The sequence below is a fragment of the Gemella sp. 20925_1_85 genome (genome assembly GCF_041433735.1).
Taxonomy (GTDB): Bacteria; Bacillota; Bacilli; order Staphylococcales; family Gemellaceae; genus Gemella.
This window is the reverse complement of the sequence record NZ_JAPWCC010000040.1, coordinates 1-12,428: the sequence shown is the minus strand read 5'-3', so window position 1 is coordinate 12,428 and position 12,428 is coordinate 1. Positions and strand designations below refer to the sequence as shown.

Genomic DNA, 12,428 nt, shown 5'->3' with positions numbered 1-12,428 from the left:
CAGTTTCTGCATTTGTCAACAGCCTGAGCAGATTACCTTTGTAATCTGCTTAAAGTCTTATTATTTTGCAACTAAGCTACGAATAGCATTTCTATCTAATTCGATTTCTACTTTTGGTGCAATTCTTACTTTTACTGTTACTGTCCCTACTTCTACGATATCTCCGTAAATTCCTGCGAAAGTTACAATTCTATCTCCTTCTTTTAGTGAATCTTGAAGAAGTTTTAATTCTTTATTTCTTTTAGATTGTGGTCTAATAATCATGAAATACATGAAAGCAAAAAGAACTACAATCATAATAATATTAATATATGAATATTGCATAATTTCCCTCCGTTTATTTAATATATATTTATTCTACTATATACTCAGTAAAAAATAAACCTTTATTATTCTTTTTTTACTAAATTCTTAGAAGTTTTTAGGATTTTCTTGGTTTAATCCGTATTTTTCAAAGAATTCTTCTTTAAAGTCTAGTAATCTATCTTCTCTAATCGCTTGACGTATATCTTTCATCATATTAATTAAGAAATGAATATTGTGAGTTGTCGCTAATCTTGCTCCAAAGATTTCATCAGCTTTGAATAAATGACGAAGATACGCTCTCGTATAATTCTTACAACAATAACAAGAACACTCAGGATCAAGTGGTGTAAAGTCTTCAGCATATTTAGCATTTTTAACTACAACACGCCCTTCAGAAGTCATGCATGTTCCATTACGTGCAATACGCGTTGGTAACACACAGTCGAACATATCAACTCCTCTTAAAACACCTTCAAATAGTGCATCAGGAGATCCTACTCCCATTAAATATCTCGCTTTATTGGCTGGTAATAAAGGTGTTACATGTTCTAAAACTCTATACATCTCGTGTTTAGGTTCACCAACAGATAAACCACCAATAGCGTATCCAGGAAAGTCCATACTTACTAAGTCTTTAGCACTTTGTTCACGAAGATCGTTAAATCCAGCACCTTGAACTATACCGAAGATACTTTGTGTCTTAGGATTTTTATGTGCTTCAAGACATCTCTCAGCCCAACGACTTGTTCTTTCAACAGATTGACGAATATATTTATAGTCATGGTTATAATCAGGACACTCATCAAAAGCCATCATAATATCTGAACCTAAAGCATTTTGAATATGCATAGCTTTTTCTGGTGATAAGAATAATTTTTCTCCTGATAAATGATTTTTAAAATGAACTCCTTCTTCCTCTATTTTTCTCATCTCACTTAGAGAAAATACCTGAAATCCTCCAGAGTCTGTTAGGATGCTTCCATCCCAATTCATAAATTTGTGAAGTCCACCAGCTTTTTCAACAATCTCCTCACCAGGACGTAACCATAGGTGATAAGTATTAGATAAGATAATATCTGCACCCATTCCTTTTACTTCTTCTGGTGACATTGCTTTTACAGTAGCTTGCGTTCCAACTGGCATAAATACAGGCGTTTCGAAGCTTCCATGAGGTGTGTGAACAATACCTAATCTTGCACCCGATTGTTTACAAGTTTTTATATGTTCATACCATACTGCATTTTCTTTTACATCTCTCATATAAATATTTCCTTTCTTAAACTAGATTATTATCATCGCATCTCCAAAACTGAAGAAACGGTATTTATTCTCAACTGCTATGTTATATAATTCAATAACTTTTTCTCTATCATAAAATGCACTAACAAGCATTATTAATGATGATTTTGGTAAGTGGAAGTTTGTAATCAGTCCATCAACACATTTAAATTCAAATCCTGGATAAATAAAGATATTTGTCCATCCTGAAGCTGCAACAATTTTCCCATTATTATCACGTGCAATTGTTTCTAATGTTCTTGTTGAAGTAGTACCTACAGAAAATACTCTTCCACCATTTTCTTTTGTTTCATTAATTATTTTTGCTGTATCTTCATCTAAAGTATAGTACTCTGAATGCATATCATGTTCTTCAATATTTTCTACAGCTACAGGTCTAAATGTTCCAAGTCCAACATGAAGGGTTAAGTAAGCTATATTTACACCTTTTTCTTTTATCTTTTCTAATAACTCTTTCGTAAAGTGTAATCCTGCTGTTGGAGCAGCTGAACTTCCTACCTCTTTCGAATAAACTGTTTGATATCTTTCTTTATCAGTTAATCTTTCTTTAATATATGGTGGAAGTGGCATAGTTCCAAGTTCATCTAATCTTTCTTGGAAAATTCCATCATATTTGAATTCAAAATGTCTAAATCCATCATCTAGTACTTTTGTACAAACTGCTTCCATTATACCATCACCAAAAGATACTATACTACCTTCTTTTATTCTTTTAGCAGGTTTAACAAGGCATTCCCAGTCATTATGTCCAAGATTTTTTAATAAAAGCACCTCTATTGCAGCACCTGTATCCTTTTTAGCACCATATAATCGTGCCGGCATTACTCGCGTATTATTAAGTACTAAAGTATCACCAGGATTAAAATAATCTATAATATCTGAAAAAACTTTATGTTCATGTGAATTATTTTTTCTATCTACACAAAGTAATTTACTAGTATCTCTTTTTAAAAGAGGTGTTTGTGCTATTAGCTCCTCTGGTAAATAAAAATCAAATTGTTCTAATTTCATCTAAAATCTCCTTTAAAAGTTACCTTTACTATTATAGCTTGATTATCTAAAGTTAGCAAGCCTCACTATAACAAATTATAAATTTTTCTATTTTATACGATTTCCTTATCTAAAAAACACAAAAAGAATTTGGATTAATTTAATCAATCCAAATTCTTTATTATTTTTTACTATTACTACGTAAATATTTTACATGAGATAAAATATTGGTAGCTATACCTAATCCTATACTTAATATTAAGATTGAACTACCACCATTACTAATAAATGGCAATGGTACTCCAGTCATCGGTATAGAAGCAGTAACTCCTCCGATGTTAACAACTCCTTGGACAACTAGCAAACTGGCAAAACCTAAAGAATACATTGCTGAGAATGTATTTCTTGATTTTGTACCAGAAAAAATTACTTTTCCAATAATAACTAGCAGTAACACTACAACAAATAGTACTCCAACTAATCCTAATTCTTCAGCTATAATTGCAAGGATGAAATCTGTATGAGCTTCTGGTAAATATCCAAGTTTCTGAATAGAGTTACCTAACCCTCTACCGAATAACCCTCCATTACCAAAAGCAACATATGAATTTATCACTTGATCTGCAGCTGCTGCTAAATCCTCAGAAAAAGGATTTAAAAATACTTTCAAACGATTTGTTCTATAAGAAGTACCACTTGAAAACAGTGCATTCTTAATCACAAATAGCATAAGTACTGCTACCCCTGCAATTAAAGCGAGTGACAAGATTTTTTTTACATTTTTTGAATGCATATTAGAACACAAAGTCATAATCCCAATTACCGATAATGTAATAAGCATCATACCCGTATCATTTTGCGCAGCTATTAACGTAACAAGTGCAAGAGGAATACTAAATATTTTCAACAGTTCTGAACTAGTGCATATTTGTCTCAACTTCTCTTTTCTTGTCTCTAAAATAAAAGCCATATACATAATAATAAAGAGTTGTGCTAAAGTAGAAGGTTGAAAACTGAAAGAACCTATCCTAATCCAAGATTTAGCACCATTAATTGCCGGCATTAATTGTGGTATTAAAAGTAAAACAAACATTACAATAAAACCATATTTTAGTAATTCTTTCTCTTTAAAAATCTCGAATGGTACAGCAACCGAAAATAGTAAAAACGCTATATAGGCTAAAATTGCCCACATGGCTTGTCGTTGTAGGAAATAAGTCTCACTTACGGGAATACCAGATGTAAATGTTCCATATTTATTTCCTATCATACTAGCACTATACACCATCATACAGCTTAAAACTAATAAAACTAATAGTGTCAATGCAACCATCCAATCTAAACGAACATGTCTTTTTTCATGCTTTATAGATCTATGTATTTTCCCAAAAAGTTTCATACTAATTCGCTTTACTTTCTTGAATAACAGTATTATACATTTCACTAGCCTTATCTTCTAAATCAGCTAAAATAATACGTCCAGCTTCTTCTGAAATGCATCCTATTTCTACAGCAATGTTAATTTCTTTTGAAAGACCGTAAATTTGAGTATCTATTACATCTTGGTACAAGGGACATGTTCTCTGACCTTTTACCGATACACAAGCATTAATCATTTCTTCAATCTTCATAACATCTTCTTCTATTCTCTTACGTACCTTAATAAAAATAAGGTTGTTTTCCATTTAATCTCACCTATCCTTTTGATAATTCATGATTAACTTCATGTTTTATAATTGCTATTGCTCTTATAAAATCTTCTTTTGAAATTAATTCTAAGCGTCTTAACTCTCTTACCTCATATTCTACCATACTTAATGTATGTTTTCTATCTTTCATGTATATTATTATACCAAAAGATTTTAAAAATTGTTGCAAATCGTAAAAATTTATCATTTACATCACCTTAAAATTTACTTAGCTCATCTACTAGATTTTTGTTTTTCTCTCTTCCATCTAGTTCATACGCTCTTTTAGCATATTCCTTAGCTTTTTCATAGTTACCTTCTTGTCGTTCAATAACAGCTAAATTATAGTAGATTGGAGAAAATGTATAATCAAAACTTATACCGTCCAAGAATACCTTTTTAGCTTCTTGCTTAGTTGCATTTGTCATTTTCACCATACCTAACTCATAATAAGTAAGTACAGATTTATTTTTTGATGTTAATTCTTTTTCTAAATTGAATATATCCTCATCTGAATAAGTTTTTACTAATCTACTCTCTACTCTACTCGCTCTATATCTATTAATAACACTCTTAGTATTTACGCCCGCTAATAATAGTGCTTCACCTAAAACACCAAAGATTAATATTGATATTAATGTAATATAAATATTTCTTTTTTTCATTAAGAAAAGTTCTAAAAACACTCCTAAAATGAAAGAAAAAATATAAAGTATTATTGAGGTTTCAAATACAAGTGTAGCAATAGTTAGATATACTATTGACACTGCACCAGAATACATAAACTTCAGATTATCATTTTTCTTACTAAGTTGCTCCATAAAAATTGAACCTAGCAATGCAATATTAGAAACTAACGCTATATCAAGCGTACCAGAGTAACCAAATATCAATAACAAATTAAAAATAAATGATACTACTAATAATATCCCTATACTCTTCAATATATTTAATGTTTTATTAAAAAGTATTGAAGTAACAAAAATCGAAACCAAGACAAGCAATAATTTCATAGAATTATCAGTAGTAAACACACTTGTGAACATTCTATAAAATTGTCCACTTATCATTTTTTGATAACTATATTCAATATAATTGTATAAAGAATAAGTGCTACTCGATAAATAGAGTACAACAAAATTTATCAAGAATAATAATAAATATACACCTGATAAGATATTATATTTTACATTAAAAACATTTCTATCTAGTGTCTGACGTTTATAAAGTTCAACTACTCTATTTTTATATCTTAGAGTATCTGGCGTACCTTCAATAAATCTAAAGTCTTTTTCTTTTAAGAATAGCTTACTGTTCTTTTCATTATAAAGTATACGCTCAATAATCAAGCTATTTGAAATTCTATATTTTTTGTAATCATCGATAACTTCATCGAAATCAGGAGAAACATAAAGGATTTTCATTTTTAAACTACTCAGTTTAAACATTTTTTTTAGTCTAACTTCATTTCTAATTACATTAGAAACTATACTATCTATCTCTGTTGATTTAAAACTATCTCCATATATAAATCTTATTAATTCATTATCTTCATTAATAAGCCAGACATCTTTCTTTTCTGGACGATAATATAATATACTATAATTATATTTTGTTATATACAGATATATAATCTTCCAAAATTTCTTATCATTCATAATTTCGCCACTAACAGTAAAACTTAAATAGACCTAGGTCTATTTAAGTTTTACTTTTGCTACTTCTTGTAAGAAATCAACAGTTTCATTTAATTTTAATACTTCAATGTTAGCTACTGCATCCATGTTAGTAACAACACAAGGAGTAATAATATCTTTAGCTTTTTCTTTAACTAATTCTAAATCATAAGTTAATAAAGTTTGACCTACTTCAACTCTATCTCCAGCAGATACAGCTACATCGAAACCTTCACCTTTCATCGCAACTGTTTCTAATCCAACGTGGATAAGAATTTCTACTTCTCCTGATTTAATACCAAAAGCATGTTTTGTTGGGAATACTTGGATAATTTCTCCTGCTACTGGAGATACTAGTTTTCCTTCTTCAGGAATAATTGCAAATCCATCTCCCATCATTTTTTGAGCAAATACTGGATCGGGTACTTCAGTAATATCTACCACTTTACCTTTCATGTATGAGTTTAATACTAACTCTTGTACTTGTTCTTCTTTTTTTCCGAATAATTTAGATAAAAATCCCATTATAATCCTCCATATATTATTGCCTTCTTAATATATCTATTATATACTTTTATTGCTTTTTTTTCAATTAATTTTGATAAATAATTCCAATTTAATATTAAAATATTTTCATCGATTTACTATAGCAATTTGATTATAATAATTGTTGATTTGTATAATAAAAAAATATCCATTTTACATTGTCATAAAACCATGTAAAATGAATATTTCTAAAAATTATTTTTTATTCTTCTGCTTGTTCTTCTTTTTGTTCAGTATTTTCTTGATAGAATAATCCATAGATATATTGTTCAGGATCAAATACTTCTAAATCATCAATATTTTCTCCTAATCCAACAAGTTTAACTGGAATTCCTAATTCTTTCTTAATAGCTATAACAATACCACCCTTAGCAGTTCCATCAAGTTTAGTAAGGATTACACCTGTAACATCACTAACTTCTTTGAATGTTTTAGCCTGAAGAATTCCGTTTTGTCCTGTTGTAGCATCGATTGTTAATAACACTTCATGAGGTCCTTCTGGAACTTCCTTTTTAATTACACGAACTATTTTTTCAAGTTCTTTCATTAAATGATCTTTATTTTGTAAACGTCCTGCTGTATCACATAATAATACATCATAACCTTTTGCTTTTGCAGATTGAATCGCATCAAAGATTATCGCTGCTGAATCAGCTCCTTCATGTGATTTAACTATATCAGCACCACTACGCTTAGCCCAAACATCAAGCTGATCAATTGCACCTGCTCTGAATGTGTCTCCAGCAGCTATAAGAACTTTTTTCCCTTCTTTTTTTAGATTATGAGCTAGTTTACCGATTGAAGTTGTCTTACCAACACCATTAACCCCTACAAATAGAAATACTGAAAGTTCTTTTTCTTGCGCATAATTTAATTCAGATTTTACAGTTCCTTCCATGTAAACATCTACAAGTTTTTCAATAATCATACTTTGTAGTTCACTTGGTTCTTTTAGATTTTGTCTTTGTGATTCAACTTTTAAGTAATCAACTAACTCTAATACTGTATTATAGCTAACATCAGATTGAATTAATAGTTCTTCTAAATCTTCGAAAAACTCCTCGTTAATTTCTCTATATGAACTAATTAAATTATTAAGAGCGTTAGAGAAATTATCGCGTGATTTCTTAAGTCCTTTTTTAAATTTTTCAGTTACAAACTGACTCTCGACAAATTCTTCATATTCATCAAGTGAAATCAGTTCTTCATTTAATTCTTCCTTAGCAGAAAATTTTTCTTTTAATCTTTCAAAAAAGCTTGCCATTGGATACTCCTTATATACCTTTTTTATATAATAAAAGGGAGACTAAGCTCCCTTTAATTTCTATTAAAGCTTCCTATATTTTAGGGAGATTTAATTTTTATAAATATTTGCCCTTTTTTCAATAAGCGGATATTTTGCGGATTCCGCGAAAATCGCTTTATATAAACCTTTATATATTAACGTTTTCTTATTTATGTTTCATGTATGGGAACAGTAATACGTCACGGATTGAAGCTGAGTTAGTTAATAACATAACTAATCTATCAATTCCAATTCCTAATCCACCTGTTGGAGGCATACCGTATTCTAATGCTTCTACGAAGTCTTCGTCCATTTCATAAACTTCTTCGTTACCTGCATCTTTTTCATCCATTTGAGATAAGAATCTTTCTTTTTGATCGATTGGATCGTTTAACTCACTGAATGCATTCGCATGTTCACGTCTAACGATAAACAGCTCAAAGCGATCAGTGAATCTTGTATCTTCAGCATTAGTTTTAGCTAGTGGAGATACTTCAACAGGATGACCATAAACGAATGTTGGTTGAACTAATGTTTCTTCAACGAATGTTTCGAAGAATTCATTAATGATGTGTCCAACTTTCATATCTTTTCTAACAGGAACATTGTGCTCTTTAGCTAATGCATGAGCTTGTTCATCTGTCATTTCTGGCCAAAAATCAACACCTGTTACTTCTTTAATTGCATCTACCATGTGAACACGACGCCATTTTGGTGTTAAATCAATTTCATCTTCACCGTACATAACTTTAGTAGTACCGTGAATTTCATTACAGATGTAAGCAATCATAGACTCAGTTAAGTCCATAATATCATTGTAATCAGCATATGCTTCATATAACTCGATCATTGTAAACTCAGGGTTGTGTCTTGTTGATACACCTTCATTACGGAATGCACGACCGATTTCATATACTTTTTCTAAACCACCAACGATTAAACGTTTTAATGGTAATTCAAGTGCGATACGCATAAATAATTGCATATCAAGTGCATTGTGGTGAGTTACGAATGGACGCGCTGCAGCCCCACCAGCAACAGAGTGCATCATAGGAGTTTCAACTTCTAGGTATCCACGTTCATTTAAGTAACTACGCATAATTTGAATAATTTTTGAACGTAAAATAAATGTTTCTTTACTTTCTTCATTCATAATTAAGTCTACGTATCTTCTTCTATAACGCTCTTCAACGTCTTTAAGTCCGTGGAATTTATCTGGTAGTGGACGTAGTGCTTTTGTTAAAATTTCAAATTTGTCAGCTTTAACAGATAATTCACCTACGTTAGTTTTGAATAATACACCTGTTACACCTACGATATCTCCAAGGTCAAGAGTCTTGAAGTATTCATACGAATCACCTACTCTATCTTGACGCACGTAAATTTGAACTTGACCACCTAGGTCTTGAACGTGAGCAAATCCAGCTTTACCTTTACCACGTTTTGTCATAATACGTCCCGCAATTGTTACAGAAATATTTTTTTCTTCTAGTTCTTCTTTACTATATTTATCATATTCTGCTACGATTTCATTTGAAAGGTGAGTTCTTTCGAATTTAGTTCCAAATGGATCTAAACCACTTTCTCTCATAGCTTCCATTTTTTCACGACGAACAAGCATTTGATCATTTAAATCTTGTACATCTACTTTAATTTCTTCTGTCATGTTAAATTCCTTTCTAGTATAATCTAGTAATTTTATTCAGATACTCCCTATTATAACATATTTTCAATGAATTTGTTAAATCTTTAACAATAATTTTATTAAAATTTCATACTATAAATTATAATTAGCTACTGATACTTTAAATAACTTATGGGAGTGACTCAAAAATCGTGATTTCGGAGAAATCGACTTTGTAGACTCACTTCTTACTACTTCATGTCCGATTTTCTAACATACTTCTAATATTTTTCTCACAAACTATTGTTATATAGAAAAAAATAATATATAATGTACTCTTGAATAACAATTAAATATACATATTAAAATATGGGAGTGACTCAAAAATCGTGACTTCTTAAGAAACAAGATTTTGTCGAGTCACCCCCGCACAGTTTATTAGATATCTAAAAAGCTTTTATAAGCGAATTTAGATATCAATAAACCACTGCGTCTATGAGTTCTCATCTGAACTTTGTTACATTTTAGGACTTTTGGATCAGCATCATCATTTAAAGTATTTTTATTAATACAGATGTCATTATTTATAATATTTTTTAGGAGGTATATTTTGACAAAATTAAAAAAAGATATAGGATTCTTTGGTGCATTTTCAACGGTAGTTGGTGTAGTTATTGGATCAGGTGTATTCTTTAAAGCAGCTGTCATATATAAAACAACAGGCAGTGTTAGCTTAGGTCTCCTAGCTTGGCTTCTTGCTGGTATTATCAGTATTTGTGCTGGACTAACAACTGCAGAACTAGCAGCCTCTATGCCCGAAACTGGGGGAATGATAGTTTGGGTAGAAAGAGCCTATGGTAAAACTTTTTCCTATTTATTAGGTTGGGCTCAAGCTGTGATTTATTATCCAGCGAGTATTGCTGCTGCCGCTACTATATTTGCAACACAATTTCTAAATTTATTCCAAGTCGATAAAAAATATTCAATCTTAATAAGTGCATGCGCTGCAATTACAGTTACTGGTTTAAATTTACTTGGAAGTAAAGCTAGTGGTCAAATTCAAACCGCTGCGACAATTGGTAAACTTATCCCTATATTTGCGATTATTGTATTTGGATTATTACAACCTAATCCGACTACTATTGAATTAATTCCAAGTAGTTCAGTTGATTCAACTATCAATACTTCTTCACTAGCCGCTCTTGGAGCCGCTATGCTAGCTGCAATGTATGGCTATGATGGTTGGAGTAATGTTGGAACTATAGCAGGTGAGATGAAAAATCCAAAAAAAGATTTGCCACGAGCAATTTTATATGGTTTATTAGTTATTACTGCAGTTTACCTACTAATAAACATTGCATATCTATTAACTATGCCGATGGAGCAAATTGCTGGTAATGGTAATGTTCCTAATGATATTGCCACTAAATTATTTGGACCTAATGGTGGGAAAATAATAACAATAGGAATTATGGTAAGTGTCTACGGAACAATGAATGGATTCACAATGACTGCGATTCGTGTACCTTATGCAATGGCACTAAAAAATCAAATACCATTTAGAAAATATTGGTTAAAACTAAATATGTTTTCAATACCATATTTCTGTGCTCTGGTTACTTTAATTTTAACAATTGCAATGATGTTTACAGGTGGATTTGATGCACTAACGGATTTCCTTTTATTTACAATTTGGATTTTCTTTATTGCAACATTCTTAGCGGTATTCATTCTTAGAAAGAAAGAACCGAATTTACCAAGACCTTATAAAGTTCCACTATATCCAATAGTTCCTCTAATTGCTATAATAGGTGGAATTTATATCGTTATTTCTGCTCTAATAACACAATTCACGTTAGCGATTAGTGGAGCAGTTATAACATTAGCAGGGCTAATTTTCTACACAGAGATTCATAAAAAATTCAAAAAATAATGAAATATAAGAGAGGTGATGCAAATTAATACTTTGAGTCACTTCTCCTTTTATTGATATTTAGATCTATTTTTGATAAAATAAGATTATAACTTCTTTCAATTTTGTTTAGAAGGTTGGAGTTATCCTTCTAGCCCTGAGCTACGGATAACTTCAATATTTTTTTATCAAAATGAGAGTAATTAAAGTAGTAAGGAGGAAGCTTTATCTTGAATTTTGTTTTAAAAAAAGAGACCATTCTGACCTCTTTTTATACAATTTCATTGTCTTTATTAATAAGTAAATTCTCAGTAGAGTATTCATTTTCAGATAAATCAATATATAACTTCTTTCACTTTATGCTACTTTTTATTATTTTCTTTAATAGTTGGCTGTTGGAAGTTGTTCATCTAAACAGATATGGAAAAGATAGCTTTATTAACTACTTCTTTTTAATTTCACAAATACTCGTTATAGTGAATTTACTAGTGAGAAACTCTTTAAATATTAAATATATACTTGCAACATTAATCCTACTATCTGCAATATTAAGTGTTCAACATATAACCGAGTATATTCTCACAGATAAAAAAGACCTTATGATAAAAAAACTAACAGAACCATTTTGTTATATTCATACTGGTCGTACACTTTCTTTATTATTAGGCTTAATATTCATAGATTATTGCTACTGGTTTATACTTCTTACTTTCACTGTAAGTCAATTATTCCCAAGCTTTATCTCCAGAAGCGTTCATGTAAGAGATATAAATTTTTATCACTTAACTGGTCATTTATTTATAATTACTAACACCATAGCTATTAGTTTGTGGCTAAGTGATTTAAAAATAAATATTACTACAAAGATAATTTTGTTAATTAGTATAGTATTTATTCTTTTATTAACTATCTATCAAAAAATCTTTAAAACAATCGATAGAACTTTAACAAAACAGTCGGGGAATACCTACATAATTGGTGTATATTTTACAATATTAGAGTTAATATTTATCAATTTATTTTTTGTTTTAGAATACGACTGGAAATACTTTCTACCGTGTTACGCTTGTAGCATCATAAGTAATCAATGTTTTAAACAATA

At 30.3% G+C, this 12,428-nt stretch carries 12 protein-coding genes; 2 read left to right on the top strand and 10 right to left on the bottom strand.

What is annotated here, in order from left to right:
* Positions 1 to 60 precede the first annotated feature (60 nt).
* From yajC to lysS, 10 genes are all read right to left on the bottom strand, one after another.
* Positions 61 to 324, bottom strand: coding sequence for a preprotein translocase subunit YajC (yajC, locus tag O3884_RS08700; protein WP_274459341.1), 264 nt, complete (start codon positions 322 to 324; stop codon positions 61 to 63).
* 87 nt (positions 325 to 411) lie between these two features.
* Entirely contained in the window at positions 412 to 1,566 is a 1,155-nt protein-coding gene (tgt, locus tag O3884_RS08695; protein ID WP_294682073.1) for a tRNA guanosine(34) transglycosylase Tgt, read from the bottom strand.
* Positions 1,567 to 1,587: 21 nt separating this feature from the next.
* On the bottom strand, positions 1,588 to 2,616 hold the full coding sequence (queA, locus tag O3884_RS08690; protein ID WP_371452962.1) for a tRNA preQ1(34) S-adenosylmethionine ribosyltransferase-isomerase QueA: 1,029 nt from the start codon (positions 2,614 to 2,616) through the stop codon (positions 1,588 to 1,590).
* A 160-nt stretch (positions 2,617 to 2,776) separates the two neighbouring features.
* Entirely contained in the window at positions 2,777 to 3,994 is a 1,218-nt protein-coding gene (locus tag O3884_RS08685; protein WP_371452960.1) for an FtsW/RodA/SpoVE family cell cycle protein, read from the bottom strand.
* Between the two features lies 1 nt (position 3,995).
* Positions 3,996 to 4,280 (bottom strand): Fpa/YlaN family protein, encoded by a 285-nt coding sequence (locus tag O3884_RS08680; protein ID WP_371452959.1) that lies wholly within the window; start codon positions 4,278 to 4,280, stop codon positions 3,996 to 3,998.
* 10 nt (positions 4,281 to 4,290) lie between these two features.
* Positions 4,291 to 4,491, bottom strand: a complete 201-nt coding sequence (locus O3884_RS08675; RefSeq protein WP_003145053.1) for a YqgQ family protein — start codon at positions 4,489 to 4,491, stop codon at positions 4,291 to 4,293.
* A 10-nt stretch (positions 4,492 to 4,501) separates the two neighbouring features.
* Positions 4,502 to 5,941 carry a tetratricopeptide repeat protein gene (locus tag O3884_RS08670; RefSeq protein ID WP_371452956.1) on the bottom strand — a complete coding sequence of 480 codons (1,440 nt, stop codon included), beginning with the start codon at positions 5,939 to 5,941 and terminating at the stop codon, positions 4,502 to 4,504.
* Between the two features lie 39 nt (positions 5,942 to 5,980).
* Positions 5,981 to 6,484 (bottom strand): PTS sugar transporter subunit IIA, encoded by a 504-nt coding sequence (locus tag O3884_RS08665; protein WP_003145298.1) that lies wholly within the window; start codon positions 6,482 to 6,484, stop codon positions 5,981 to 5,983.
* A gap of 223 nt (positions 6,485 to 6,707) precedes the next feature.
* Positions 6,708 to 7,769, bottom strand: a complete 1,062-nt coding sequence (gene ftsY, locus O3884_RS08660) for a signal recognition particle-docking protein FtsY (RefSeq protein WP_371452954.1) — start codon at positions 7,767 to 7,769, stop codon at positions 6,708 to 6,710.
* A 187-nt stretch (positions 7,770 to 7,956) separates the two neighbouring features.
* Positions 7,957 to 9,456 carry a lysine--tRNA ligase gene (gene lysS / locus O3884_RS08655; protein WP_371452952.1) on the bottom strand — a complete coding sequence of 500 codons (1,500 nt, stop codon included), beginning with the start codon at positions 9,454 to 9,456 and terminating at the stop codon, positions 7,957 to 7,959.
* 568 nt (positions 9,457 to 10,024) lie between these two features.
* On the opposite strand from lysS, the gene O3884_RS08650 reads away from it, so the two are divergent.
* Together O3884_RS08650 and O3884_RS08645 are read left to right on the top strand one after the other, a co-directional pair.
* Positions 10,025 to 11,347: an APC family permease gene (locus O3884_RS08650; RefSeq protein WP_371452950.1), complete on the top strand. Its 1,323-nt coding sequence runs from the start codon at positions 10,025 to 10,027 to the stop codon at positions 11,345 to 11,347.
* Between the two features lie 209 nt (positions 11,348 to 11,556).
* Positions 11,557 to 12,428: hypothetical protein (locus tag O3884_RS08645; RefSeq protein WP_371452948.1), on the top strand; the 872-nt coding region annotated here is incomplete at its 3' end.

Coding starts and splice junctions, on each gene's coding strand:
- O3884_RS08670 (WP_371452956.1), bottom strand. CDS start 5,941: ATGAATGATAAGAAATTTTGGAAGATTATATATCTGTATATAACAAAA.
- tgt (WP_294682073.1), bottom strand. CDS start 1,566: ATGAGAGATGTAAAAGAAAATGCAGTATGGTATGAACATATAAAAACT.
- lysS (WP_371452952.1), bottom strand. CDS start 9,456: ATGACAGAAGAAATTAAAGTAGATGTACAAGATTTAAATGATCAAATG.
- O3884_RS08680 (WP_371452959.1), bottom strand. CDS start 4,280: ATGGAAAACAACCTTATTTTTATTAAGGTACGTAAGAGAATAGAAGAA.
- O3884_RS08675 (WP_003145053.1), bottom strand. CDS start 4,491: ATGATAAATTTTTACGATTTGCAACAATTTTTAAAATCTTTTGGTATA.
- ftsY (WP_371452954.1), bottom strand. CDS start 7,769: ATGGCAAGCTTTTTTGAAAGATTAAAAGAAAAATTTTCTGCTAAGGAA.
- O3884_RS08685 (WP_371452960.1), bottom strand. CDS start 3,994: ATGAAACTTTTTGGGAAAATACATAGATCTATAAAGCATGAAAAAAGA.
- O3884_RS08665 (WP_003145298.1), bottom strand. CDS start 6,484: ATGGGATTTTTATCTAAATTATTCGGAAAAAAAGAAGAACAAGTACAA.
- yajC (WP_274459341.1), bottom strand. CDS start 324: ATGCAATATTCATATATTAATATTATTATGATTGTAGTTCTTTTTGCT.
- queA (WP_371452962.1), bottom strand. CDS start 2,616: ATGAAATTAGAACAATTTGATTTTTATTTACCAGAGGAGCTAATAGCA.